This window comes from Brevibacterium sp. SIMBA_078 (genome assembly GCF_046534565.1).
GTDB lineage: Bacteria > Actinomycetota > Actinomycetes > Actinomycetales > Brevibacteriaceae > Brevibacterium.
In genome coordinates, this window is record NZ_JAWRYQ010000003.1 from 626,087 (window position 1) to 652,027 (window position 25,941).

Sequence of the window (25,941 nt, forward strand, 5' to 3'; positions counted from 1 at the left end):
GGCGCGGCGCCCTCATCCGAGCGCGATGAGCCCGATGCCCGCGACCACGACCAGGGCACCGGCGAGTTTGAGCAGCACGTTCCTCTCCCCGAAGAACCACCACGCCAGCAGAGTGCCGACGATGATCGAGGTCTCCCGCACGGGGGCCACGAGCGCCACTGGTGCCTGCTGCATCGCGTAGAGGACGAGCACGTACGCGAGCGGTGAGAGGATCGCCACGGTCACGAGCGCGCGCTTGTGGCTCAAAAGGATCTCGCGGAAGTCCGCGCGCTTCTCCCGGCCGCCGGGAAGCGCGACCATTCCGACGGTCATGATGAGCCCGACGCAGGCTTCGGAGACGGCGAAGTAGAGCAGCGGGGAATCGCTGACATGGTTCACGGCGAAGTCGTCCCAGAGTGTGTACGAGGCGATGAACGCCCCGATCAGCCCGCCCCAGGCGAGCCCCCGTCGCAGACCGTCGCTGCTCGTGGGGCCGTCCCCGCCGCCGCGGGGACGGATCGTGACGACGGCGATGCCGGCGATGACGGTGAAGGCTCCGACCGCCTCGGCGAGGGTGGGACGCTCACCGAGGAAGGCCACGGCGATGATGATCGTCACGACCGGCCCGATGCCGCGCGCCGTCGGGTAGACGACGCCCAGCGGGGCGTGGTCGTAACCGGACTGCAGGGCCACGGAATAGGCGATGTGGAAGACCGCGCTCAGTGCCGCCGCGCCGACCAGTCCCCAGTTCAGCGGCTGCGCGCCGGTGGCGATGATGACGGCCGCGACCGGGGCGAGCAGGAGCGCCGAGAGCCCGTGGTAGGCGAGCACGAAGGCATAGCCTCTGCCGGTGACGGACTTCGCGGCGAGGTTCCAGACGGCGTGGGCGACGGCGGCGATGAGGACGAGCCCGAGCACCGGGAAGGTCATCGGCGCACCGGCCCCTTCCTCACCGTCACAGCTTGATGGCGACGGTCTTCGTCTGCGTGTATTCGTCGAGGGCTTCGATAGACTTCTCGCGACCGTAGCCGGACTTCTTGAACCCGCCGAAGGGCAGTTCGACTCCCCCGCCGGCACCATAGGTGTTGACGAAGATCTGGCCGGCATCGACCTCGGCGGCCAGGCGGTGGGCGCGGGAGATGTTCTGCGTCCACAGTGCGCTGACGAGGCCGTAGTCGGTGCCGTTGGCCAGCGCCACGGCTTCGTCGTCGTCGGCGAACGGCAGGGTCGCGACGACGGGGCCGAAGACCTCTTCCTGGGCGATCCGGGACTTAGGGTCGACGGAGTCGACGATGGTGGGGGTGATGAACGCCCCAGCGGCGAGGTCGTCGGCCAGACCGTCGGGTCGGGTGCCGCCCGTGATGATCTGTCCGGAGTCGACTGTGGCGAGGAACCCGCCGACCCGTTCATGCTGTTTGGTCGAGATCAGGGGCCCGAGCATCGGGTCGTCGAGGCCGTAGCCGATGGTCACCTTCGCCATGGCCGCGGCCATCTTGTCGACGACCTCGGCGTGGATGTCGCGGTGGACGATGAGCCGGGACCCGGCCGAGCAGGTCTGCCCGGCGTTCTGGATGATCGAGCGCACGAGCGATGGGATCGCCGCTTCGATATCGGCATCGGGCAAGACGATGTTCGCGGACTTCCCACCGAGTTCGAGGACCGTGGGCACGACCCGATCGGCGGCGGCGTGGGCGATGGCCGAACCGGTCTGCGTCGATCCGACGAAGCCCAGATGTGCGATACCGGGGTGGGCGCTCAGCGCCGCTCCCGCCTCGGCGCCGAGTCCGGTGACGACGTTGAAGGCTCCGGCCGGGAAGCCGACTGAGTGGATGAGTTCGGCCAGACGCACGGTCGACCGCGGGGTCTCGTCCGCGGGTTTGGCGACGGCGCAGTTGCCGGTGGCCAGCGAGGTGGCGGCGGCACGGCCGATGAGCTGGAGCGGATAGTTCCAGGCCACGATGTGCCCGGTGACGCCGAAGGGCTCTCGGCGCGTGTAGACGTGCATGTCCTCGGCCAGCGGGATCGCGTGACCGTAGTAGGACTCGATGGTGTGCCCGTAGAACTCGAAGTAGCGGGCGCACACGTCGACGTCGGCATAGGCCTGGGTGAGCGGCTTGCCCGTGTCCTCGGATTCGATGCGGGCCAGATCGTCGCGGTTGGCGGTGATGACGGCCGCGGTGGCGATGAGCAGGCGGGAGCGCTGTTCCGGGCTCGAGCGCTTCCATTCCTGCTGTGCCTTCGCCGCAGCCTGCACCGCCCGATCGACTTCATCGGCCCCGGCGCGGGCGATATCGCCGAGCTGACCGCCGGTGGCCGGGTCGATATTGGCGTAGGTGAGCAGGGACGGCACATGCCGCCCGCCGATGAACGACGTCGTCTGCGTGATCTGTGCGCTCATGCTCAGGCCTCGAGTTCTGCAGGAGTGAAGAGGGGCAGGAAATCGCCGAGGTCGGCTCGAGTTCCCGAGGCATCGATGTCCCCGGCGGCGAGCGCGGTCGCGAAGACGGTGCGTCCGGTGACCAGGCCCAGCCACACCTCGGCGGAGGTCTCGACGACGTTCGGCGGGGTGCCGCGGGTGTGCCGGGGACCGGCGATGCACTGGGTGACGCCGAACGGCGGGACCCGGACTTCGACGCTGTTGCCTTCGGCGCGGGAGGCGAGCTCTTCGAGGGTGAAGCGCACGGCGGTGGCGGTGGTCGATCGGTCGGCCGTGGCCGCGTCGAGCCTCGCCTGCGTCAGCCACATCTCGAGTGCGCTGCGTCCCTGAACGGGGTCGATCCTTCTGCGAATCGCCATCAGTCCCTCTTCCTCTCACCGATTGTGGCAATATCTTCCCCGAGCTCCAGGCGTCCGACAACGTTCGTCCGCCCCTCGGAATCCGTGCCCCCGGTGACCCGGTCCGTGATCGCTGCGATCACGGCGTCCACAGTGTCGCCCTCCGGCGCCGAGGCGGCTCCCGGTTCGGCGTCGAACGCTCCCGCCCGCTGGAGCAGGGTCAGGGCGACAAGTCCCGTGGCCCGGGAACTTCCGTCGAGGCATTTCACGGCGACGGCGTACCCGGTCCGGGTGGCCATGACGATGACGCCCTCGGCCCCGCCCTTGGCGAAGACGCCGAGTCGGTCGATGACGGTCGAATTCGGTCGGCCGTGGCCTTCGATCGTCCATGGGTCGGCGAAGACCGCCTCGGTGAGGGTGCGAGCCTCGCTCTCGTAGGCAGCCCACGCTCCCTCCTTCTCTGTGTCATCGCTGCTGCCCATCCGGACAACCCGGCCGATGGCTCGCGCCAGACCGGTGAGGCTGAGCGCGAACACGGGGGCTCCGCAGCCGTCGATGCCGACCGCGGACGGCTCTTCGGACGCAAAGGCGGCGACCACCTCGGCGACCTTCTGCTGCACGGGATGATCCGGGGACAGGTAGGTCGAGGTGTCGGCGCCGATGGCGCGAGCGGCGGCGAGGAACGCAGCGTGCTTGCCGGAGCAGTTGAAGTACAGGGGCGAGCGCGGGTCGGTGCTAACCTCCCTAGCGGCCCGGGCCTCCTCCTGCAACTGACGACGGAAGGCGCCGTCGGCGGGATGGGCGGACGGGCACTGCAGGTCGGATACGCTCAGCCCTGCTGTCTCCAGCATCGTTTCGACGACCTCGACGTGCCCGGCTTCGGACTTGTGCGAGGCGGCGGCCAAGGCCGCGGCGGGACCGGTCAGCTGTGCTCCGAGGCTCATCGCGGCGATCGCCTGCAGCGGTTTGAGACTCGAGCGTGTGAACACTGCAGCCTCGGGGGAACCCAGGCTGATCAGCGGAGATCCCTCCGGGTGGAGGACGACCGCGGACCCGATGTGCCGGGATTCGATGAAGCCGGAGCGCTCGACGACGGCGAGCTCGGCGGCCTGTGCGGGGGTGAATGTCGAGAAGGTCACGCACTCAAGCCTACGACCCTTTAGGCTGGTGGCGTGAAGGTTCTTGTCATCGGTTCGGGCGCCCGCGAACACGCCCTCGTCCTCGCTCTCTCGCGCGACCCGCAGGTCGACGCCGTCATCGCCGCTCCCGGCAATCCCGGTATCGCGCAGATCGCCCACACCGAGGCGGTCGATGCCTCGGATGCCGCCGCCGTGACCGCGCTGGCTGAGACCCTCGACGTCGATCTCGTCGTCATCGGGCCCGAAGCCCCGCTGGTCGCCGGAGTTGCGGACGCTCTGCGCGAAGCCTCCTTCCCCGTCTTCGGCCCCAGCGCCGAAGCCGCGCACCTCGAAGGCTCGAAGGCGTTCGCGAAGGAGGTCATGGAGTCCGCGAACGTGCCGACTGCACGCACCGTCGTCGCCTATTCGACCGACGAGGCGGCGGCCGCGCTGCGCGAATTTGGTGCCCCGCACGTGGTCAAGGCCGACGGCCTGGCCGCCGGCAAGGGAGTCGTCGTCACCGATGACTTCGACGCCGCGCTGACGCATGCGAGCTCCTGCCTCGAGGTCTCCGACCGGGTCGTCATCGAGGATTATCTCGACGGCCCCGAGGTCTCCCTGTTCGTCCTCTGCGACGGAAAGACCACCGTGCCGCTGGCTCCGGCGCAGGACTTCAAACGCATCGGAGACGGTGACACCGGCCCGAACACGGGCGGAATGGGCGCGTATTCGCCGCTGCCATGGCTGCCTGCCGGCACCGTCGACGAGATCATCGACACCGTCGCCCAGCCGGTCGTCGATGAGATGGCCCGCCGCGGCACTCCGTTCACCGGACTCCTCTACTGCGGACTCGCGCTGACGTCGAAGGGCCTGCGCGTCATCGAGTTCAACGTCCGCTTCGGCGATCCGGAGACCCAGTCGGTGCTCGCCCGCCTGTCCAGCTCCCTGGGCCAGACGCTGCTCGCCGCTGCCGAAGGCCGCCTGAACGAGACCGCACCCCTCGAATGGGATCCGCGCTCCTCGGTGACCGTGGTCATGGCCGCCGAGAACTACCCGGGCACGCCGAGCACCGGAGACATCATCCGCGGACTCGACACCGCCGCGACCCTGCCCGACATCAGCGTCCTGCACGCGGGCACGAAACTCGCGACCGGTCCCAGCGGCGGATTCGCCCCCGAAGACGCCGTGATCACGAAGGACATCGCCGAGACCGGAGACATCGTCACCTCCGGCGGCCGCGTGCTCTCCGTCGTCTCGCTCGGTGACGACCTCGACGATGCCCGGGGGAAGGCCTATGCCGCGGTCGACCAGATCAAGTGGGACGGTGAGCAGCACCGCACCGATATCGCCGAGGCGGCCGCCGCCGGACGTATCGAGCTCGCCTCCGGATACGCCGCCCCCGCACCGGTCGCCCCGGTGCTGCCGGGCTGGAAGCACATGTACTCGGGGAAGGTCCGCGACCTCTACATTCCCGCCGACGCCGTCGATGCCGCGAGTGCCGAACAGCTGCTCATGGTCGCCTCGGACCGGATCTCCGCCTATGACTGGGTGCTCAACTCGGAGATCCCGGACAAGGGCAAGGTGCTCACGGGACTGAGCCTGTGGTGGTTCGATCAGCTCGCCGATGTCATCGGCAATCATGTCATCAGCTCGGATGTGCCAGAGGCCGTGGCCGGTCGAGGTCTGATCGTGCGGAACCTCTCCATGTTCCCCGTCGAATGCGTAGCTCGCGGCTATCTCACCGGTTCGGGAATGTCGGACTACCGGGCCACCGGATCGGTCTGCGGCATCCAGCTGCCGGCCGGACTCGTCGAGGCCGATCGCCTCGAGCCGCCGATCTTCACTCCGGCAACGAAGGCTGAGCTCGGCGAGCACGATGAGAACGTCAGCTTCGAGGCCGTCGCCGCGACCGTCGGGACCGAGACCGCGGAGAAGCTGCGCGACCTGACCGTGGAGATCTACCAGCGTGCCGAGCAGATCGCCCGGGAGCGCGGGATCATCCTCGCCGACACGAAGTTCGAGTTCGGAACCCTGGCCGACGGCACGATCGTGCTCGGCGACGAGGTGCTCACGCCGGACTCCTCCCGCTTCTGGGACGCCGAGGGCTATGAGGCGGGCAAGGCTCAGTCGAGCTTCGACAAGCAGTTCGTCCGCGATTGGCTGACCGAGGAGTCCGGCTGGGACAAGGCATCGGACACTCCTCCCCCGGTACTGCCCGCTGAGGTCGTCGAGAAGACCCGTGCCCGCTATATCGAGGCATTCGAGAAGCTCACCGGGGAGACCTTCCCCGGCTGAAGCGCTCCGCTCTCAATCCCACAGAAGCCGCGGGGCATCGACGACAAGTCGGTGCCCCGCGGCTTCGTCGTCCCCTCCTCCGGCCCGCGTCAGCCAGCGACCTCTCGCCGCCGCCCGCCTTCGCCGACAGCCGAGCCGCCAACGACTCCTGTGCGAATATCGCAGTGTGAGACGCTGAATCAGCGCTACTGACAATCCGTGTTGCAGTTTCCCTCACTTGACGCACATTTCTGCAACGGAATCAGTGGAATCGCGGGGGAAGTTCCGCTAAGGTGACTTCACAGTGATCCACAACACACTCAGAGAGCGGGCTCTGCGATCCGCCTCTGACACGACACTTCAGTCGGGAGGCAGCATTGGACCTCGATATCCTCGACGTCGCGATCTTCGACGGTGAGGCTCTGCGCCCCGAGAATCGCGTGAGCATCCGCGATGGGATCATCACCGAGATCAGCACCGGACCTGCAGCTGTGCCTGCGTCGCGCACGATCAACGCCGCCGGCAAACTGCTCACTCCCGGCTTCATCGATGCGCATGTGCACACGACCTTCGGCGGTCAGGAGGCCCTGGCCTGCGATATCAGCGGAGCGGACAGCCTCGAGGCGGCGCTGCAGATGATCCGCGACTATGTCGCCGAGACGACCCGTGACAGCGGCGCGACCGACCCCGCGAACGACTGGGTCATCGGCGGCGGATGGTCGATGGCCCACTTCCCCGGGGGTGACCCGACCGCCGACATCCTCGACGAGGTCTGTCCCGATCGGCCGGCGATCCTGCTCAGCGCCGACCACCACTCGGCCTGGGTGAATACGCGGGCGATGGCTGCGGCCGGACTCGACGAGACGTGCACGGCACCTGCCGGCGGCGTCATCGTTGCCGATTCCGCGGGCCGACCCACCGGGTGCCTGCACGAATCGGCCATCGACCTCGTTTCCGCCCACGTTCCCGCCGCCTCCGATGAGGAAGTCCTGGCAGGTCTGCGTGAAGGTCAGCGCTACCTCAACTCCCTCGGTGTGACCGCGTGGATGGACGCCATCGTCGGCGACTACGGCGGCCACCGCGACCCGTACGACACCTACGTCGGGGCAGCGGAATCGGGCGAACTCCGGTCCGAGGTCGTCGGCAGCCTGTGGTGGCCGCGCGGAGTCGAGGACATCGACGCCGAGGTGGCCCGACTGACCGATCTCGCGCGCGTCGACGGTCGCTTCCGCGCCACCTCGGTGAAGTTCATGCTCGACGGGATCGTCGAGTCCCGGACCGCAGCGATGACGACGGAATATACGTGCACCTGCGGTGGATTCGGAACGAGCTATTTCACTCACGCCCACCTCGAGGCCTCGTTCGCGGCCCTTGATGCGGCCGGTTTCGACATTCACTGCCATGCGATCGGCGATGCCGCGGTCAAGGCCGCCCTCGACGCCTTCGAGGCCGTCCGCAGCCAGAGCACCGCCGGCCATGGGACGACCAGCGCAGCCGAGCCCGGCGAACGCCGTCACCATATCGCCCATGTCCAGGTCGTCGATCCCGCCGATGTTCCCCGCTTCGCCGAACTCGGCGTCACTGCGAACCTGCAGGCGCTGTGGGCCTGCCATGACGAGCAGATGATCGACCTCAACCTGCCCTTCCTCGGCGCCGAGCGCAGCGGCTGGCTCTATCCCTTCGGGTCTCTCAACCGCACCGGTTCCCATCTGGCGATGGGTTCGGACTGGCCGGTGTCGACGGCGAACCCGTGGGACGCGATCCATGTCGCCCTCAACCGCTCGCACCCGACCGCCGCGGATGAGTCGCCGCTGCTGCCCGACGAGGCGATCGACCTGATGACGGCGCTGCGTGCCTACACCGCGGGTTCGGCACACCTGTTGCGTTCGGCCGACAACGGCTGCATCCGCCCCGGTCAGCCGGCCAACCTCGCCTTGGCCAGCGCCAACCCCTTCACGCTGCCGCCGACCGATATCGCGGGGATCACGAACGAACTGACCATCTGCGACGGGCGCATCGTCCACGACGCCCTGCCGCCTCACACGCCGGCACCGACCACGCCGTCCGCCACGACCACCACCGGCTCAGCCAGCTGAAGACGAAAGGCCATCATGACCAGTACAGCCACCTCGTTGCCCTCCGCGGAGACCGGACTCGACCATCTCGAGATCCAGGGCGTGAAGAAGGTCTTCGGCGACAACACCGCCATCGAACGCCTCGATCTGAGCGTCCGCAAGGGCGAATTCCTCTCCCTGCTCGGCCCCTCCGGCTGCGGAAAGACCACCCTGCTGCGGATGATCGCCGGTTTCGAAACGCCCACCGACGGTGCGATCCTGCTCGCCGGCAAGGACATCGTGTCTCTGCCGCCGCACCGCCGTCCGGTGAATACGGTGTTCCAGTCGTACCTGCTGTTTCCGCATATGAACATCGCCGACAACATCGCCTACGGGCTCAAGCAGGCGAAGGTCCCGAAACCGGAGATCGCGCAGCGGGTCCGCGACGCCCTCGCCCTTGTGCAGATGGAGGACTTCGCCGGACGCAAGCCCGAGCAGCTCTCCGGCGGTCAGCAGCAGCGCATCGCCCTGGCCCGTGCTCTCGTCAATCGCCCGCAGGTCCTCCTCCTCGACGAGCCGATGTCGGCACTCGACAGGAAGCTGCGTGAGGAGATGCAGCTCGAGCTCAAACGCCTCCACACGAAGCTCGACACGACCTTCGTCTTCGTCACCCACGATCAGGATGAGGCACTGGCGATGAGCGATCGCATCGTCGTCATGTACGACGGAGTCATCCAGCAGATCGGGTCCGGTGAGGACATCTACGCGAATCCGCACAACGGCTTCGTCGCGGGCTTCATCGGCAAACAGAACTTCATTCCCGCCGAGGTGGCGTCGACCGATTCGTCGGCCGTGACCCTGCGCACGGCCAACGCCGTGCTCACTGCCCCGACGCGGACGCTCAGACCGGCCACCGCCGCCGGAGAGCCACGTGATCTCGAGGTCGGTGACCGAGTGCGCGCGGCCGTCCGTCCCGAACGAATGCACGTCGCCCCGGCGGGCGAGAACTCCGGGGAGGCGAACACGGCGCGCGGTTCCGTCATCTCGTATTCGTTCCTCGGCGATGTCATCCAGTACATGATCGTCGTCGGCGACAACGATGAGCTCCTCGCCCGCGTGCCTGCCGCCGGGCGGGAGCCGATCAGCGCCGGCACCGAGGTGGAGCTGAGCTGGGACGCCGACGCCGTGGCCGTGTACGACCGTGAGCCGAACGCGGTCACGTCCCTCCTCGAAGGCGGTGCCTGAAATGGTTCGGCAGAGACCCGATGTGACGTTCCTGGCCCCGCGGGCCGCCTCGGCGAGATTGAGCCGGCGAGCGCTGCTGGCCGGGTTCGGCGTCGTCGGACTCGGGGCACTGAGCGCGTGTGGGAAGACCACGAAGATGGCGGCATCGCCGCCGACCGACGGAAAGCTCGAATCGAAGCTCAACCTCTACTCGTGGGGCGACTACGACAACCCAGAACTTCTCGACGCCTTCAAATCCCAGAACGACATCCTCGTCCAGGTCGACGCCTACGGGTCGAACGAGGAGCTCGTCGCGAAGCTCTCGACCTCGCGCGGGACGTCCGGCTACGACGTGGTCGTGCCGACGGGGTCGAACATTCCGCAGATGCTCGAACATGACCTGCTCCAGGAGCTCGACCTCAGCCTGATCCCGAACTTCGAGCACATGGACCCGAACTTCACGCATCAGTACTTCGATCCGGACAACACGTACTCGATCTGCAAGGCGTGGGGCACCACCGGGTTCGTCTACAACACGAAGAATATCGACCGGGAGATGACGAGCTGGCAGGACTTCCTCGACGCCGCGCAGAAGGAAGCGGCCGGCACGACCGCACTGCTCGAGGACCCATGGGAGGTCTCGGCGATCGCCCTGGCCGCACAGGGTTTCAGCCTCAACACCCAGGACGAAGGAGAGCTCGACCAGGCTCGGAAGATCATCGTCGATGACCTGGCCCCGAACGTGAAGGCCTATGTCGGCAACGCCGCCACGAGCATGATCCAGGGCAGCTTCACCCTTCTGCACGCCTTCAACGGCGATGCCAGGCAGGGCCTGACCGAGGTCAAGGACCCGGAGAACTGGAAGTTCGTCTTTCCGACCCCCTCGGCGAATCTGTGGATGGACTGCTGGGCGATCGCCACCGGCGCCCCGCACCCGGATTCCGCGCACGCCTTCATCAACCACATGCTCTCGCCGGACACCGCGGTCGACCAGCTCGACTACATCGGCTACCCGATCGGAACGAAGGGCCTGGCCGAGCAGGCGAAGAAGGCCGACCTCGACCAACAGGACCTCATCTTCCCTGCACAGAAGGTCCTCGACCGACTCGAACCGAGCAAGCAGACTCCGGCCGATCAGATCCGGACGAAGATCCTCACCGACGCCCAGGCCAGGAGCGGAGCATGAGCACTCAGACCCGACCGCAGCAGCCACGACCGAAGAAGCCGGCGACGAAGCTCTTCGGCCCGGCGGCCATGTCGTTTCCGACATGGGCCTATGCGCTGTTCTTCTTCATCATTCCCCTCGCCCTCATCGTCTTCTACAGCTTCGGATACAAGCCCGACCAGTTCACGGCCATCGCCACCGATCGCCTGTCGTTCGGTCGGTACCCGGAGGCGATGAGCGCGAGCTTCGTCTCGACCTTCTTCGCGACGCTGCGCATCTCGCTGCTCGGCACCCTGTTGTGCCTGATCATCGCCCTGCCGTTCGCATACTGGCTGGCGATCAAGGTTGCACCCGCCCGCAGGTCATTAGCTCTGGCCCTGGTGATGGTGCCGTTCTGGACGAACTTCCTCGTCCGCACCCTCGGCTGGCAGATCATGCTCTCCCCCGACGGGTTCCTGTCGAACTGGCTGCAGGGGCTCGGGCTGCTCGACGGCCCCCTCGACATCCTCTACACGCGGACGGCGGTGCAGATCGGCGTCGTCTACAACTATCTGCCGCTGATGATCCTGCCGCTGTTCGTCGCCATCGATGCCTCGGGCGAGAAGCTGCGCGAGGCCAGCTACGACCTCGGCGCGGGGAAGGTGAAGACCTTCATGCGGGTCACGCTGCCGATGGCGATGCCCGGAGTCGTCTCCGGCTGCCTGCTCGTGTTCATCCCGCTCAACGGCGACTACGTCACCGCGACCGTCCTCGGCGGAGCGAGCGGCTCCATGGTCGGTCAGCTCATCGCCAATCAGTTCAACACCGCACAGAACTGGGCGGTCGGAGCGGCCATGGCGATGATCCTCATCATCTCCACCTTGGCCGTCGTCGGGGTCGGCTTCGCACTGCTCAAGCTCGGGCAGGCGATCACGGCCAAACTCAACAGTGTTCCGCTGCATGACGGGAGGGCCTGAGATGCCGAAGAAGAACACGTTCGCACGTCGGACACCGACCGATATCGCCCTGCACGTCTGGGGCATCCTCGTCTTCGTCTACCTGTTCGTGCCGATCGCGGTGATCATCGCCTATTCGTTCAACAACGGCAAGGTGCTCGCGAACTTCCGCGGCTTCGGCCTGCACGCCTATATCAGCGGAATCAACAACGACATCATCGTCTCCTCCATCGTCACGAGCCTGCAGGCAGCCGTCGGCACCGCCATCGTCTCGACGATCTTCGGCACCCTCGGCGGAGTCGCTCTGGCCAGGGCCAGAAGGGGCGCTTGGTGGGCGCTCGGACTGACCGCGATCCTTGGACTGACCTTGGTCACGCCCGAGATCGTCGACGGCATCTCGTTCCTGCCGTGGTTCGTCACCGTCGGTGTCGACTGGGGCATCACACCGCTCAACAACGGCCTGGTCAGGCTCATCATCTCGCACGCGATGTTCTCCATGGCGATCGTGACGTTCATCGTCAGGGCCCGCCTCGCCGGAATGGACACCCAGCTCGAGGATGCCGCCGCCGATCTCGGCGCCACCCCGTGGAACCGGTTCAAGGACATCACTCTGCCGATCGCGGCCCCCGGCATCCTCGCCGGTGCTCTGATGTCGTTCACCGTCAGCCTCGACAACACGATTCTCTCGAGCTTCGTCCAGCAGCCGGGCTACACCCCGTGGCCGGTCTACATCTTCTCCGCCGTCCGCGTGGCTCTGCGCCCCGAGGTCGCGGCGATGTCGACGGTGATGTTCGTCCTCACCCTCGCCGCACTCGGCTTCGTCGGCTTCGTCCTGCGCAAGGCCGGCGGCAACGCCACGGAGATCATCAAGACGATGGCCGCATGAGGCACTCCATCACCGAGGCGGCCCCGAAGTTCGCCGGCTCGCGCCGGCCCGCCGTTCCGCACCACCCCGCACCTGCCTATCCGGCAGAGTGCCCACCGACCGCACTGCGAAGAAAGTGAAGTGACATGGACGTCAATGCCGCATTGGCCGACGCCTCGACCGTCCCGTTCTGGCTCGACACCGATCTCCGTCCGGAGCCGCTGCCGCCGCTGCAGGAGAACCGCGAGACCGACCTCCTCGTCGTCGGCGGCGGGTTCACGGGTCTGTGGACTGCTCTGCAGGCCAAGGAGCGGGACCCGAACCGTCGGGTCGTGCTCGTCGAGGCGAACTCGATCGGGTGGGCCGCCTCGGGGCGCAATGGCGGATTCTGCGCGGCCAGCCTCACTCACGGCTACGACAACGGGGAAGCCCACCTGCCGGAGGAGAACGATCGGCTCGCGCAGCTGGGCCGGGAGAACCTCGACGCCATCGAAGCAGCGGTGGCGAAGTACGGGATGGACGTCGAGTTCGAACGCACGGGCGAACTCGATGTCGCCACCGAGGACTACCAGGTCGCCGAGCTGCGTGAGGCCCACGATACCGATTCCGGTTTCATCTTCCTCGACCAGCAGGAGCTCGCAGGGATCGTCAAGTCGCCGACGTACAAGGGTGCGCTGTGGGATTCCCGCGAGGTTGCGCTGGTCCATCCGGCGAAGCTGTGCTGGGAGCTGCTGCGGGTCATCCGCGAACTCGGTGTCGAGGTCTATGAGGGCACGAAGGTCACCGATGTCAGCGACGCGAAGACGAGCGTGCGAGTCCAGACCCGCGCGACCGCGGAGACCCTCGAGGACTGCGCGTCAGCTCCGTGCAGCCAGGTCACGGCGAAGCGGGTGGCGTTGGCGACGAATGTGTTCCCCTCGCTGCTCAAACGGGTGAGTCTGCATACGGTTCCCGTCTACGACTATGCGCTGATGACCGAGCCGCTGACCGACGAGCAGATGGCCTCTATCGGGTGGGAGGGTCGTCAGGGCATCGGCGACTGTGCAAATCGCTTCCACTACTACCGGCTGAGCGCTGACAACCGGATCCTCTTCGGCGGTTGGGACGCCGTCTACCACTTCGGGCGGCAGGTGTCGTGGAGATACGATCAGCGACCCGAGACCTTCGAGACCCTCGCCGAGCACTTCTTCGAGACCTTCCCGCAGCTGGCCGGGCTGAAGTTCACCCATAAATGGGGCGGACCGATCGACACCTGTTCACGGTTCTTCTCGTTCTTCACCAGTGCCTATGGGAAGAAGGTCGCCATGGCTGCGGGATTCACCGGGCTCGGAGTGGGTGCGTCTCGGTTCGCTGGAACGGTCATGCTCGATCTGCTCTCCGGCGAGGACACCGAGCTGACCGAGCTCGAGATGGTGCGCAAGCTGCCCCTGCCGTTCCCGCCAGAGCCGGTGGCGTGGCTGGGCATCAAGTTGACGACGAATGCGCTGATCAAGGCCGATGAGAACGAAGGCCGTCGCGGACCTCTGCTCAAGGTCCTCGATGCAGTGGGCATGGGCTTCGATTCCTGAGGGCTCCGGCCTGTCCGACAACCGGACCGCGGGCGGGGAATCCGGCCGTGGTTGGTAGACTCTGGGTGAGCGCGGGAGGAACTCCCGAACACTTTCACAAAGGAGCAGTACACGCATGGCACGTGTCGTCGTTGAGGTGATGCCCAAACCCGAGATCCTTGACCCCCAGGGCAAGGCGATCTCCGGCGGACTGACCCGTATGGGCTTCACCGGGTTCGGTGAGGTTCGTCAGGGCAAGAGGTTCGAACTCGAGGTAGACGGCGAAGCCACCGAGGAGGTCCTCGCCCAGGCACGCGAAGCCGCAGAGAAGCTTCTGTCGAACCCCGTGATCGAAAACGTTGTGGCTGTCCGCGTGACCGAGGACGCATCGTGACCGCTGTCGCGGCTGATCCCACCGCCGAGGCGACGCCTGAGTCCGGTGTCTCCGTCGGAGTCGTCACGTTCCCCGGAACTCTCGATGACCGCGATGCCGCTCGCGCCGTTCGTCTCGCCGGTGCGAACCCGGTGAACCTGTGGCATGCGGATTCGACGCTGTCCGGAGTCGATGCCGTCATCCTGCCCGGCGGGTTCTCCTATGGTGACTACCTGCGCTGCGGCGCAATCGCCGGATTCGCTCCGATCATGGAGTCCGTCGTGGCTGCGGCGAATGCCGGTATGCCGGTGCTCGGCATCTGCAACGGCTTCCAGATCCTCTGCGAGTCCCGTCTGCTGCCCGGTGCGCTCATCCGCAACGATCACCAGCATTTCGTCTGCCGCGACCAGGACCTGGTCGTGGAGAACGCGAACACCGCGTGGACGAGCGACTACGAGCAGGGTCAGACGATCCGCATTCCGCTGAAGAACGGTGAGGGCGGGTTCGTCTCCACCGACGAGGTGCTCGACGAGCTCGAGTCCACCGGACGCGTCGTCTTCCGCTACCAGGGCTTCAACCCGAACGGGTCTCTGCGCGACATCGCCGGAATCACGAACGAAGCAGGCAACGTCGTCGGCCTCATGCCGCACCCCGAACACGCCGTTGAGGCCGGCTTCGGCCCCGAGTCCGGCGGCGGAATCGACGGTCAGGGGTTCTTCTCCTCGGCCGTGCGCACGCTCGTCGCCAAGGGCTGAACCGGCCGGCGGTCCCTGAGGCACCGACAGACGAACGACGCCAGGTCTTTAACTCAGAGGCACTGTTCTGAGTTGAGGACCTGGCGTCGTTTGCATTCTATTTGCGGGTTGAGTGATCACGGACCTCTATTCGTCGATGTACACCTGCAACGGCGCCGAGTCTTCGAGGCCGCCGCATTCTGCAGTGATGACGTATTTGCCCCACAGGTCCTTGCTTGAATCCGCTATGTATCGGACCGATGCGGACTCATCTTCACCGGCGAGTTGGCGCTTTTCCCAGACCTTCGTCTGACCATCCGTGTTCTTCTTGAACACGCGGAACACGACCTCGTCTTCGGCCGAGCAGTTGACCATTGTGAGATTGACTCCGTCGGTGCCGAGAGCCGTGTCGTTCGTGTCCTCCTCTGGGTTCATCAACAGAGTGCCATCGTCGTATTCACCTCGATCGCCGTCCGCCATGAGGCCGACACTGGTGGACATCTCCCTCACTCTCTCGCCGTCGCGTTCAACATAGACCATGAACGGAAGGGCTGTCGGGACGTCCGGTTCCTCATCCACGACAACCGAGCCGTCGAACGGCCCGTCCTTCTTCACAACGGACTTTTTGTCGTTGAGACTGGTGGTGACGACGTCCCCTGCTTTGAGCCCGTCGACGGTGTATTCGATTCCCTTGCCGTGCGCGACCTCGTACAGTGTCATCGTCGCGTACCTCAGCGCCAGATCTTCATCGTGAGACTTGGGGTCATCCTCCGACCCTTCCTCCTCTGCTGCCCCAGATTCGCTCGAGTGACTTTCGTCGGTTGGCACAGAGCCCGAAGGTGCGGCGTCGAGACTCAGAGCCGCCGCCGGTCCGGCTGCGAGGGCAGAGATGCCGAGGGCTGCGGTCACGGCGAGTGCGAGCTTCTTCATAGTGATCATCCTTCTTTCATCCTTGCCGGTGACGCTTTGAAAGCGGCGCCGGGTTGAACGGCCGTATTCGGTTGTGGTGCGACCGTAGTCACGACGAAAGGGATCTGTGGAGTTCTGAACATTGTGGTCATGACAACTTCGAAACAGCAATCCGACCTGTTCCGTGACGTCAACGTGACCTGCCGATTCGAACGCCGAGCCGTCGTTCAGAATCACGCACCGCCCACAGCGGCACTCTCGCCGAGGCGGCGCTGTCGTTCCTGGTCATCTCCGTTGCTCCAGCGAGGTTGGTTCGGAGCTGGCTGCTCCGGTTGAGGCAAGCTGATACGGCTGCACAGGCCGCGATCAGACTGTCGATCACATCGTCATCACTCCGCAGAGTTCGGCAGGCTGAATTGTTATTGCCGATTTCGGAGATTTCAGGCCGCGGTCCCCTGCTCGCGACTTCGGAAGCAGGGGACTAGAACTGTCAGCAGCAACCTGGCCGGACTCAGTCTTCGGCCCAGTCGAGTCCGACGGCGGTCTCGAGAGAGCTGTTCGTGGCGTGCAGTGGGACAGCCCAGGTTCTGTCCCCGACGATGCCGTCTGAGTCGACGGCACCCCACTTCTGAAAGCCCTCCACAGACTCCTTCGTGCCGGCCCCGAAGTCTCCGTCGGCTTCGCCCGGCGACGGCCAATCGCCGCTGCCTGCACCAGAGATGAGCACCTTCTGCAGGTCGCGAATGACGTCGCCTTTCGACCCCGTCTTCAGCAGAGGCATCGGACCACCGTTCGGAAGTGCTTCCCAGGTGTCCTTTCCGACGATGCCATCGACCGTCAGTTCGGCGCTCTCCTGAAACCGTTTGACCCCCGCTTCGGTGTCCGGTCCGAAATCACCGTCGACTGCGACGCTGAGATCGGGAGTTCTCCGCAGAGCTCGCTGGGCGCGAAGGACCGCGGTGCCCTTATCGCCGCGTTTGATTTCGGGCTGACCGGGATTGGACATGATTGTGCTCCTCGTTCATCGGTTTCGTGGAAGCTTCCTTGCCTCCACGACGACCAAGCTAATGCCCGTTGTTCCTGCACCGGCAAGGCTCCGACGAGACTCAACGGGCGTGCACGCGAACTGGTCGGCACTGCCTGTGAGGACAGCACAGATCGGCCCCGGTTCTTCGACCAGGAGTCGAGGAACCGGGGCCGATCGCTTCCGCCAGGACCGCTTCTCGCCGTCGGGCCGGGTGGAATCACCAACCCGACGGGTCGCCGGTCACTGTCAGCTCTTGTTCTTCCGGCGTGCCAGGCCGATGGCTGCTCCACCGCCGAGGATGAGCAGAGCACCTGCGGTCAGACCGGTGAGTTCGGCACCGGTGCGAGGCATCGACGAACCGCCCCCGGATCCGCCGGCTTCGCCGGAGTCTCCTCCGTTGCCGCCACCGGACTCGCCGCCGGTGACTTCGAACTCTCCTGACCTGCTGACGTCCATGCATTCGGCGAAGACCTGGTAAGTCCCGACGTAGTACGCGGGATCATCCCCGAGACCGTAGACGTGGATTCCGGCCGTTCCTTCTTCATTGGTCGTCGCGGTTTGTTCGTAGAGTTTCTCGCTCTTGTCCCCGGAGTAGACCTCGAAGTGGACTTCAGCATCCGGTGCGCATTCGTTGACCATCAGCTGCACACCTTGGTCTCGGTCGATGAAGTCCTTTCCCGAAATCTTTTCCGGGTTGATCGAGAGCTTGGGGTCGACGACGCTGCCGTCATCGGTGACCGTGAACGTAGTCTCTGCACTATTGTCGCCGCAGGAGGCCATGACGATGAATTCACCGACCCAGCCCTTGCCGCCGTCACCGTCAGGGAGGAACTGGACGGACCCGGCTGCGTCCTCACCGGCTTCCTGGGACTCGTCCCAGATCACGGTGTCGGGGTCCTTCGCTGAGCTCACCTGGAACTTCACCTCGGAGTCGACGTGGCAGTTGACGAGAGTGATGTTGACACCGTTCTCGAGGAAGTCGGCCAGCTTCTGGCTCTCCGGGGTGACGCTGAGATCCGCATCGGAGCTGTCGTCGTCTTCAGTGACGGAATACGTCGTCTCCGCGGTCATGTCACCGCATTCTGCGCTGACCACGAAGTCACCGATCCATCCATCACCGCCGGTGCCGGGCATGAACGATGTGGAGACCGAACCGTCATCGCCGGCGGTCTTCGTCTCTTCCCAGATGTTCGTATCTTCGCCCTTGCGGACGATGGTGACGGTCACTTCTTCGCCCGCCTCGCAATTGCTTACGGTGATGTCGACACCGTTGTCGAGATACGAGTCGATCCCCTGGCTCTGCGGGTCGACGCTGACGGCCGCATCCGAGTCATCTTGGCTGTCGGTGATCTCCACGCTGCCGCTGAATGTCTTCGACTCCTCGCCGTCGCGGGCGACGGTCACGGTGACATCGACGACGTCGCCGACCTTGAGCTCGGTGTTGCCCCGGAGCTCTCCGTTGAACGTTCCGTCACTGTCGACGGTGATTGAGCCGTTCTCTCCGGGTTCGGCGGTGACGGTGTCTCCGGCCTTCAGCCCGGTGATGGTGTACGGGATGGCCTCGGCTGCCTCGTCGACGGGCATCGACGACTGGTCGAGTGAGAACGAGGCTTCGATCGGGGTCGAGTCCTCGGTCGGTTCGTCCGAGCCTTCGCCAGGGTCAGCCGCCTCTTCACCGTCGCTGGGATCGGCTGCGTTCTCGTCGCCTCCTGGATCGGTCGATTCCTCCCCGTCACCGGGTTCGGTGGGTGTGCCGGGATCAGCGTCGTCGCCACCAGGGTCCGTGGGCGGGTCCTCCGTTCCCGGAGATTCTGCGTCGCCGTTTCCTGCTTCTCCTGCGGCTTGGACGTCGACCGCCTGCGCAGTTGTGCGCTCATCTGCTTGTGCGGCCGCCTGACCCCATCCTCCGAGGGAGAGTGCCAGAGCGAACGTTGCCGCCATTGCCAACCGTTTCATGATGGTCCTTCCAGAGTTCTGGTCGGTTGCCGTCTTCAGTTATGGCTTGGACCATACGCAGGCAGAGGAGAGCGCACGACTTTTGTTCATTTAGGTCATGACAGAAGTGATAGAGGTGTTTTGCCGAATGTTTATCACTTCGCAATATTGTTTGCTCAGCCTGATTATGGCGCACCACGTGTTCGTCCCACAGGCTGCGCTCTCACCTGCACAGCAACTTCTGTTCGAGGCCGATGAGCTGCACGGCAAGACGGTCAGAACTGTGTCACATTTGGATCGATTTCGGCATTCACGCCCTGAAAAACGTTATGTCGGATTCTCCGTTCACCATCTGATTTCTGCGGTGAATGCGATGCAGGGTCCCCGAGCTCAAGCTCGGGGACCCTGCCACTGTCCGGAGCCATCAGGCCTGCGGAGAGCGGCCTTCCTCTGCCGGCGCCTCGGGGCTTTCGCCTTCGGCATCCGGCCCGTCCGCGCTGTCGCTGGCGGAGGCCGCAGCTTCGTCGACCGGCGCACCGGCCTCGGCTTCGGCGAGCACCTCGGCAGTGAAATGCTCCTCGGCGTCCTCTCCGCGGAACTGCGACATGTACAGCCGGTGGTAGGCGCCTTCTGCCGCGAGCAGCTGCTCGTGGTTGCCATGTTCGACGATCGCTCCGTCTTCCATCACGAGGATGGTGTGAGCGTCACGGATCGTCGACAACCGGTGGGCGATGACGAACGACGTCCGATCGGTTCGCAGCGCTGCCATCGCCTGCTGCACGAGCACCTCGGTGCGGGTGTCGACCGAGGAGGTCGCCTCGTCGAGGATGAGCAGTGAGGGGTCGGCGAGGAACGCTCGGGCGATGGTGATGAGCTGCCGTTCGCCGGCCGAGACGCTGCCGCCGTCGGAATCGATGACGGTGTCATAGCCGTCGGGCAGCTGGCGCACGAACCTGTCGACCATCGTCGCCTTCGCGGCTGAGACGACTTCCTCATCGGTGGCGCCCAGCCGACCGTAGCGGATGTTGTCGGCGATCGTGCCTTCGAACAGCCACGCATCCTGGAGCACCATGCCCACATGTGAACGGAGGTCGGCCCGGCTGAGGTCGCGGGTGTCGATGCCGTCGAGGTAGATGGTGCCGCCCGTGATCTCGTAGAACCGCATCACGAGGTTGACCAAGGTTGTCTTGCCGGCACCGGTCGGGCCGACGATCGCCACCGTATGTCCCGGTTCGGCGGTGAAGGACACCTTTTCGATGAGAGGCGTCTCCGGAGCGTAGCGGAAGCTCACTTCGGAGAATTCGACCTTGCCCGGAGTGCGCGGGGGCAGCTCCCTTTTCACCTCGTCGGGGTCCTCCTCCTCGGCGTCGAGCAGTTCGAAGGTCCGCTCCGCTGAGGCGACACCGGACTGGAGCATATTCGCCACACCGGCCATTTCGGAGATCGGCTGCGAGAACTCGCGCGAGTATTGGATGAACGCGGTCGCATCACCGAGCGTCATCTGTCCCGTCGCCACCTTGAGGCCGCCGGCGACGGCGATGAGGACATAGCTGAGGTAGGACACGAACTGCATCGACGGCATGATCATGCCGGAGACGAACTGAGCTCCGGCCGAAGCCTTGTACAGCGATTCGTTGCGACGGTCGAACTCCTCGAGCATGACCTCATCACGGCCGAAGGCCCTGACGATGTCAAGACCGGAGAACGACTCTTCCACGTGCCCGTTGACCTCGCCTGTGTGCTTCCACTGTGCCTTGAACAGCTTCTGCGAACGGGTGCCGATGACACCGGCGATGATCGCCGACAGCGGCAGAGCGATGAGAGCCAGCAGTGCGAGCTGCCAGGACACGATGAACATCATCACACCGATGCCGATGATCGTCAGCGCCGACTGCACGAGCTGAGAGAATGCCTGCTGCAGGGCCTGCTGGATGTTGTCGACGTCGTTGGTCACTCGCGACATCACATCGCCGCGCTGACGGGTGTCGAAGTAGCGCAGCGGCAGCCGGTTGATCTTGCGTTCGATGTCCTCACGCAGACGGTAGACCACGCGCATGACCAGGGCGTTGAGGATATACCCCTGCGCCCACATGAGCATCGAGGCCACGAGGTACATGAGCAGAACGGCGATGATGATCTGACCGAGCGCCGTGAAGTCGATTCCCTGCCCGGGCACCACCTCGGCGGTGGCGAGCATATCGGCGAAGTCGTCTCGGCCCTCGGCACGGGCCCCGGCGATGATGTCGTCGATGTTCGCACCAGCGGGCAGCTGAGCCCCGATGACTCCGGAGTAGACGACGTCCATCGCCTTGCCGAGGACCTTGGGCGCGATGACGGTGAGCACGACGGAGGCGACGACGAGCGCGACGACGTAGAGCATGCCCTTCTTCTCCGTGGCCATGAGTCCGAACAGACGCTTGACCGACGGCCAGAAGTGCTTGGCCTTGCGCGGAGGTGTGCCTCCGCTCATCTCCAGTTCCTCGCCGCTGGGGATGTATTCGTCTTCCCCCGCCACCACAGTTTCGGTTGAGTTGTTGTCGGCCATGTCAGTTCACCTCTTCCGTGGTCAGCTGGGACTCGATGATCTCGCGGTAGGTCGGATTCGCCTCGGCGAGTTCCTCATGGGTGCCGCGGCCGACGATCTTCCCGGCCTCGAGGACGATGATCTGGTCGGCGTCCCGGATCGTCGATACTCGCTGGGCGACGACGATGACGGTGGCCTCCCCCGTCGAGTCGTCGAGGGCGGCACGCAGGCGGGCGTCGGTGGCGACGTCGAGGGCGGAGAACGAATCGTCGAAGACGTAGATCTGCGGCTTCACCGTCAGGGCTCTGGCGATGCACAGACGCTGCCGCTGACCGCCGGAATAGTTCGTGCCTCCCTGGGCGACGCGTTCTGAGAGCTTGTCTTCTTTCTCGGACACGAAGTCGTCGGCCTGAGCGATGCGCAGGGCCTCCCACAGCTCTTCATCGGTGGCGATCTCATTGCCGAAGCGCAGGTTCGAGGCGATTGTGCCGGAGAACAGGTACGGCTTCTGCGGCACCAGACCGATGAGCTGGGCCAGCTGGTGGCGATTGAACTCGGTGACGGGGGTGCCGTCGATGAGAATCTCACCGACCTGCGGGTCGATGAGTCTGGGGATGAGGTTGACGATCGTCGACTTGCCGGAACCGGTCGATCCGATGATCGCGGTCGTCGTTCCGGGCTGGGCTGTGAAGTTCAGTCCCTCGAGCACCGGCACTTCGGCGCCGGGATATCCGAAGGTGACATTGCGGAATTCGAGCTCACCGCGACCGGGCAGCTCCGTGACACCGGCCGGGATGGTCATCGTGCTGCGGGTGTCGAGGATCTCTGCGATGCGTTCGGCGCAGACGACGGCGCGCGGAATCATCATCATCATGAATACGCCCATCATCACGGCCACGAGGATCTGCAGCAGGTACTGCAGGAACGCGGTCAGCGATCCCACTTCCATCTGTCCGGCGTCGACGCGGTGGCCGCCGAACCACAGGACGGCGGCAGTCGCGAGATGGAGGATCATCATGATGGCAGGGAACATGAGCACGAACAGGTTGCCGACCTTGACCGAGGTTTCGGTCAGGGCACGGTTGGCATCGGCGTAGCGGTCGGTTTCGAAGGGCTCGCGGACGAAGGCACGGATGACGCGGATGCCGGTGATCTGTTCGCGCAGAACTCCGTTGATGTCGTCGACCTGGTCCTGCATACGGCGGAACAGCGGCATGAGGAGGTAGACGAGGATGGCGACGACGATGAACAGGACGGGCACGGACACCCACACCAGCCAGGACAGCCCGGCGTCCTCCCGCAGGGCCATGATGATGCCGCCGATGCACATGATCGGTGTCGAGACCATGAAGTTCAGGGTCATGAGCACGAGCATCTGAACCTGTTGGACGTCGTTGGTGTTGCGGGTGATGAGGGTGGCGGATCCGAACTTTCCGACTTCGAGCATCGACAGGTCGTCGACCTGACGGTAGATGGCTCTGCGGAGGTCGCGGCCGACGCCCATTCCCGTGCGGGCGCCGAAGTAGATCGCGGTGATCGCAGTGACGACCTGCACGAGGCAGACGAGCAGCATCGTCATGCCCGTCGACCAGATGAAGTCGGTATCGCCCTTGGCGACTCCCTCGTCGATGATCCGGGCGTTGAGGCTGGGCAGGTACAGTGCTGCGATGGTCGAGGCAAGCTGCAGGATCACGACCAGAGTGATGAACGGCCAGTAGTTTTTGGCGTATTTCAGGGACAGGCGGAGTAATGCCACGTTGAACGTCCTGAGTGATGAGTGACTGATGATGGAGTCGTGAGAGTTGCGAAGCGCAACAGAATACCTTACATGAATTCTCCTTCGAGAGACAGATGATCGAACGACGGATCGGGCCGTTCTGCTGAGACCTCTACCTCATCATGAGGCACTGACACGGCATCCACACCGCGTGCCTCCTCGATTCTCCGGCGCTCCCGCATACGCTTGAAAGCATGAGCTCAACTCTGCAGGACCTGGTCAATCGTGCCGTCTTCTATTCGACGGAGGTGCAGACGCATTTCGGTGCGCTCATCGCCGACGCCGAGTGGGAAGTCGACTTCAGCTCCGACCCGCACCTGACGTTCACGTCGGCCGAGGGCGCCGTCCTGCGCACCCGGCCGCATCTGCTCGGATCGGAGTCAGGCAGGGAGAAGACGTGGCTGTGGGGTTGGGAGAACGTCAATGACTTCCCCGATGCCGTCGTCGGGCTCTCCCACGAGGTGCGCAAGTTCGGAGCCGCTGAGGACGTCAGCGAGCTCACGACACCTGAGCTCTCCCTCGATGAGGAGCTCGCACTGCGGCTGACCCTGGCATCGAAGGAGGCCACCGACAAGTGGGCCCACTATCCTGCCGCCGCCGGCGCCGGGACCACTGTCTGGCTCCTCGTCGATGCCGCCGAGATCGCCCTGCCCGCACCGCAGGTCAAGGTCTCTGTGAGGGCGCTCATGCAGGGACTGACGCAGACGACGGTGACCGACCACCGCGCGGCCATCGAAGCGTACGTCGCCAAACGCGGCATTCCGACGGCAGAGCTCCCCGAGGGTGGCCTGCGGATGCTGTTCGCCGACGGCTCGGCCGACCTGTCTTTCGACGATCAGCGTCGCATCTCCAACTGCGACCTGAATGCACCACTGGAGGGCGAGGCCGCCGAACAGTACGCCGCTGCGGAACCCACAGGCACCCCCACCGAGGCGACCGCCACCTCACGTACGACCGATTCGACGTCCGCTCCCGCTGCGAAGGAGGTTGCCGCACCACCTGCGGCGACCCCCGCGACACCGACGCCTGCTCAGACAGAGGAAGCTGCGCCCACAGAATCCGTGCCGGACGAGAAGCCGGCAGCCGAATCGGCCCCGGCGGCCGAGGCTCGGGACGACGAAGCTGCAGAGCCTGCGGCGGAGGCTACGGACGCCGCACGCGGACAGCACCAGCCGGAAGACGAGCGGCCGCTCGGAGACGAATCTGTCGAGCCCGCCGAGGCGGAGACTCCGATCGAGGAAGAGCCGAGCAAGGAGGCCAAGCCGAAGAAGAAGGGTCTGTTCTCCAAGCTGTTCGGACGCTGATGCGCCGCTGAGCTGTTGGATCCCTGAAGGATGCTTGGGGCCCCGCCGATCGGCGGGGCCCCACATAATTCATCGGCTTTCAGCGGTTGACGGGCGTCTCGGGTCCCCAGCGGAAGCCTCGGTCGAAGAGGAACCTTCGCTCCTCGTCATTGCGCAGCGTCAGTTCCGAGTCCGCTGCTTGAAGAGAGAGCTCCGACTCTCCGACCTTCGAGTACCGGAACTCAACCGTGCCGGAGGGATCGCGAATAAGCGCCTGAGCTCCTTCGCGGACGGGATAGGGCTTCGCTGTGATCGACTGGCCTTCGACGCTGTAGACACCGTCCTGGAAGTCCCCGTCGGAGTACCGCACGCTCATTCTCTTGCCCTTGCCTGAGCCTATCTGCCCGAAAGCGATCTGAGTGATGTCTGCGGTTGTATGGTCGGTGCCTTCGATCGGGGCAGGCTTGCCTGACGCGGTGACGGTATAGACGCCTGAGATCTCCTCAGGAGTCCCAGGGCGGCCCCAGTTGAGACTGATTCCGGTGGCCAGTCCGCTGCCGACGATGATGACGACAGCGAGTATCGGGGAGACCCAGCGGGTGATACGAACGAAGATCCGGTTCTGCCAGATGAGGCCGCTGACCGCCGGCCCGACGCTGCGCCCGAGTGCGAATCTCGCGACTCGGGGCACGTTGGGGATGAGAAGGACGAGACCGACCAGGGCCATCGCTCCTGAGAGCTGCTTCACCGGCACGTCGAACGTCAGGTTGAGAAGGAAGACCACGCTCATGTCCAGAGCCGCGATGAGTGCGCCGAGCCAGGCAGAACGACGGAAGAGCAGCAGGATGACAGCGAGAAGCTCGGCCAGACCCGCCAGGAATTGAACGGTCGGGGAGAACGCCGTGAAACGCCACAGCAGACCCATCGGGCTCATCTCGCCGTACTGGACTAATGCGTCGGCGTAGTCCGCATAGCCCATCTGAACGTGGAAGATCTTCGTCCAGGCGTAGGGCAGGAGCGCGATCGCCAATCCGATGCGCAGCAGCCAATGCAGGGCCCAGAGGATACCGATCCAGCGCGACCGTGAACGAGCCTGTTGAGCGTCCGGCTCTGCTGGTTGAACGTGCAGTGGAGTATCGTTCGTCGTCATAATGTTCACATTACTGACAAAACGACTTGTCCCTAAGTAGGGTTCTCCGGACTGTTCCAAAAGACAACCCCCTCCCCTATTGCTACCTGGCGGGGGTGCAGCAACCCCGCGCCAGGTAGCAGTACCCCCGCCAGGTAGCACCAAGCACACCCACCGCATTCGTTGGTGAATACAGTAATGGCCCCGCCCAAAACATTGGACGAGGCCATCACCACCAAAAAATATTGCGGCAGTCACTTACTCTCCCACAACCACCAAGTTGCAGTACCATCAGCGCGAATGGGCTTAGCTAC

General features: G+C 65.0%; 20 protein-coding genes. 10 read left to right on the forward strand and 10 right to left on the reverse strand.

The features are described 5' to 3' along the window. Positions 1-12: 12 nt before the first annotated feature. From SB749_RS14730 to SB749_RS14745, 4 genes are read right to left on the reverse strand one after another with little or no spacing between them, the layout of a single operon-like run. Entirely contained in the window at positions 13-909 is an 897-nt protein-coding gene (locus SB749_RS14730; RefSeq protein WP_410710952.1) for an EamA family transporter, read from the reverse strand. A 25-nt stretch (positions 910-934) separates the two neighbouring features. Beyond that, on the reverse strand, positions 935-2,377 hold the full coding sequence (locus SB749_RS14735) for an aldehyde dehydrogenase family protein (protein ID WP_410710953.1): 1,443 nt from the start codon (positions 2,375-2,377) through the stop codon (positions 935-937). 2 nt (positions 2,378-2,379) lie between these two features. After that, a complete protein-coding gene (locus tag SB749_RS14740) occupies positions 2,380-2,775 on the reverse strand; it encodes a sterol carrier family protein (protein WP_410710954.1) in 396 nt (131 codons plus the stop codon). Next, positions 2,775-3,893 carry an asparaginase gene (locus SB749_RS14745; protein ID WP_410710955.1) on the reverse strand — a complete coding sequence of 373 codons (1,119 nt, stop codon included), beginning with the start codon at positions 3,891-3,893 and terminating at the stop codon, positions 2,775-2,777. The genes SB749_RS14740 and SB749_RS14745 overlap by 1 nt, the downstream gene beginning before the upstream one ends. A 33-nt stretch (positions 3,894-3,926) precedes the next feature. Here SB749_RS14745 and purD point away from each other — a divergent pair, with 33 nt between their 5' ends. The 9 genes from purD (at position 3,927) to purQ (ending at position 15,064) form a co-directional block, all read left to right on the forward strand. Then, positions 3,927-6,167 carry a phosphoribosylamine--glycine ligase gene (gene purD, locus SB749_RS14750; protein WP_410710956.1) on the forward strand — a complete coding sequence of 747 codons (2,241 nt, stop codon included), beginning with the start codon at positions 3,927-3,929 and terminating at the stop codon, positions 6,165-6,167. Between the two features lie 356 nt (positions 6,168-6,523). After that, entirely contained in the window at positions 6,524-8,242 is a 1,719-nt protein-coding gene (locus SB749_RS14755) for an amidohydrolase (protein WP_410710957.1), read from the forward strand. Between the two features lie 15 nt (positions 8,243-8,257). Then, positions 8,258-9,445, forward strand: coding sequence for an ABC transporter ATP-binding protein (locus SB749_RS14760; RefSeq protein WP_410710958.1), 1,188 nt, complete (start codon positions 8,258-8,260; stop codon positions 9,443-9,445). Position 9,446: 1 nt separating this feature from the next. Next, a complete protein-coding gene (locus SB749_RS14765; protein ID WP_410710959.1) occupies positions 9,447-10,610 on the forward strand; it encodes a spermidine/putrescine ABC transporter substrate-binding protein in 1,164 nt (387 codons plus the stop codon). Then, the gene (locus SB749_RS14770; RefSeq protein ID WP_410710960.1) at positions 10,607-11,545 is read left to right on the forward strand and encodes an ABC transporter permease; all 939 of its coding nucleotides are present in this window, start codon (positions 10,607-10,609) and stop codon (positions 11,543-11,545) included. Before SB749_RS14765 ends, SB749_RS14770 begins: the two co-directional genes overlap by 4 nt. Before the next feature lies 1 nt (position 11,546). Further along, positions 11,547-12,410 carry an ABC transporter permease gene (locus tag SB749_RS14775; protein WP_139470423.1) on the forward strand — a complete coding sequence of 288 codons (864 nt, stop codon included), beginning with the start codon at positions 11,547-11,549 and terminating at the stop codon, positions 12,408-12,410. Positions 12,411-12,535: 125 nt separating this feature from the next. Continuing rightward, complete coding sequence (locus tag SB749_RS14780) at positions 12,536-13,957, forward strand: NAD(P)/FAD-dependent oxidoreductase (protein ID WP_410710961.1); 1,422 nt, start codon at positions 12,536-12,538, stop codon at positions 13,955-13,957. Positions 13,958-14,072: 115 nt separating this feature from the next. Next, positions 14,073-14,330, forward strand: a complete 258-nt coding sequence (purS, locus tag SB749_RS14785; protein WP_410710962.1) for a phosphoribosylformylglycinamidine synthase subunit PurS — start codon at positions 14,073-14,075, stop codon at positions 14,328-14,330. After that, positions 14,327-15,064, forward strand: a complete 738-nt coding sequence (gene purQ / locus SB749_RS14790; protein WP_410710963.1) for a phosphoribosylformylglycinamidine synthase subunit PurQ — start codon at positions 14,327-14,329, stop codon at positions 15,062-15,064. The genes purS and purQ overlap by 4 nt, the downstream gene beginning before the upstream one ends. A 126-nt stretch (positions 15,065-15,190) precedes the next feature. Here purQ and SB749_RS14795 read toward each other — a convergent pair whose 3' ends face one another. The 5 genes from SB749_RS14795 to SB749_RS14815 all read right to left on the reverse strand — a co-directional run bounded on the left by SB749_RS14795 (position 15,191) and on the right by SB749_RS14815 (position 23,194). Next, positions 15,191-15,973, reverse strand: coding sequence for a hypothetical protein (locus SB749_RS14795; RefSeq protein WP_410710964.1), 783 nt, complete (start codon positions 15,971-15,973; stop codon positions 15,191-15,193). A 490-nt stretch (positions 15,974-16,463) separates the two neighbouring features. Next, entirely contained in the window at positions 16,464-16,958 is a 495-nt protein-coding gene (locus SB749_RS14800) for a peptidoglycan-binding domain-containing protein (RefSeq protein WP_410710965.1), read from the reverse strand. Positions 16,959-17,225: 267 nt separating this feature from the next. After that, on the reverse strand, positions 17,226-18,935 hold the full coding sequence (locus tag SB749_RS14805; RefSeq protein ID WP_410710966.1) for a hypothetical protein: 1,710 nt from the start codon (positions 18,933-18,935) through the stop codon (positions 17,226-17,228). Between the two features lie 403 nt (positions 18,936-19,338). Beyond that, positions 19,339-21,459, reverse strand: a complete 2,121-nt coding sequence (locus SB749_RS14810; protein WP_410710967.1) for an ABC transporter ATP-binding protein — start codon at positions 21,457-21,459, stop codon at positions 19,339-19,341. Position 21,460: 1 nt separating this feature from the next. Next, on the reverse strand, positions 21,461-23,194 hold the full coding sequence (locus SB749_RS14815; protein ID WP_410710968.1) for an ABC transporter ATP-binding protein: 1,734 nt from the start codon (positions 23,192-23,194) through the stop codon (positions 21,461-21,463). A 215-nt stretch (positions 23,195-23,409) separates the two neighbouring features. Between SB749_RS14815 and SB749_RS14820 the strand changes: the two genes are divergently transcribed. After that, positions 23,410-24,519, forward strand: coding sequence for a DUF6882 domain-containing protein (locus SB749_RS14820; RefSeq protein ID WP_410710969.1), 1,110 nt, complete (start codon positions 23,410-23,412; stop codon positions 24,517-24,519). Positions 24,520-24,598: 79 nt separating this feature from the next. Here SB749_RS14820 and SB749_RS14825 read toward each other — a convergent pair whose 3' ends face one another. Next, complete coding sequence (locus SB749_RS14825) at positions 24,599-25,648, reverse strand: DoxX family protein (RefSeq protein ID WP_410710970.1); 1,050 nt, start codon at positions 25,646-25,648, stop codon at positions 24,599-24,601. Positions 25,649-25,941: the final 293 nt, after the last annotated feature.

Excerpts from the sequence above, each read along its gene's own strand:
- SB749_RS14800 (WP_410710965.1), bottom strand. The coding sequence starts at position 16,958 with ATGTCCAATCCCGGTCAGCCCGAAATCAAACGCGGCGATAAGGGCACC.
- SB749_RS14775 (WP_139470423.1), top strand. The coding sequence starts at position 11,547 with ATGCCGAAGAAGAACACGTTCGCACGTCGGACACCGACCGATATCGCC.
- SB749_RS14820 (WP_410710969.1), top strand. The coding sequence starts at position 23,410 with ATGAGCTCAACTCTGCAGGACCTGGTCAATCGTGCCGTCTTCTATTCG.
- SB749_RS14765 (WP_410710959.1), top strand. The coding sequence starts at position 9,447 with ATGGTTCGGCAGAGACCCGATGTGACGTTCCTGGCCCCGCGGGCCGCC.
- SB749_RS14805 (WP_410710966.1), bottom strand. The coding sequence starts at position 18,935 with ATGAAACGGTTGGCAATGGCGGCAACGTTCGCTCTGGCACTCTCCCTC.
- SB749_RS14825 (WP_410710970.1), bottom strand. The coding sequence starts at position 25,648 with ATGACGACGAACGATACTCCACTGCACGTTCAACCAGCAGAGCCGGAC.
- SB749_RS14810 (WP_410710967.1), bottom strand. The coding sequence starts at position 21,459 with ATGGCCGACAACAACTCAACCGAAACTGTGGTGGCGGGGGAAGACGAA.
- SB749_RS14760 (WP_410710958.1), top strand. The coding sequence starts at position 8,258 with ATGACCAGTACAGCCACCTCGTTGCCCTCCGCGGAGACCGGACTCGAC.
- SB749_RS14780 (WP_410710961.1), top strand. The coding sequence starts at position 12,536 with ATGGACGTCAATGCCGCATTGGCCGACGCCTCGACCGTCCCGTTCTGG.
- SB749_RS14770 (WP_410710960.1), top strand. The coding sequence starts at position 10,607 with ATGAGCACTCAGACCCGACCGCAGCAGCCACGACCGAAGAAGCCGGCG.
- SB749_RS14735 (WP_410710953.1), bottom strand. The coding sequence starts at position 2,377 with ATGAGCGCACAGATCACGCAGACGACGTCGTTCATCGGCGGGCGGCAT.
- SB749_RS14795 (WP_410710964.1), bottom strand. The coding sequence starts at position 15,973 with ATGAAGAAGCTCGCACTCGCCGTGACCGCAGCCCTCGGCATCTCTGCC.
- purS (WP_410710962.1), top strand. The coding sequence starts at position 14,073 with ATGGCACGTGTCGTCGTTGAGGTGATGCCCAAACCCGAGATCCTTGAC.
- SB749_RS14740 (WP_410710954.1), bottom strand. The coding sequence starts at position 2,775 with ATGGCGATTCGCAGAAGGATCGACCCCGTTCAGGGACGCAGCGCACTC.
- SB749_RS14730 (WP_410710952.1), bottom strand. The coding sequence starts at position 909 with ATGACCTTCCCGGTGCTCGGGCTCGTCCTCATCGCCGCCGTCGCCCAC.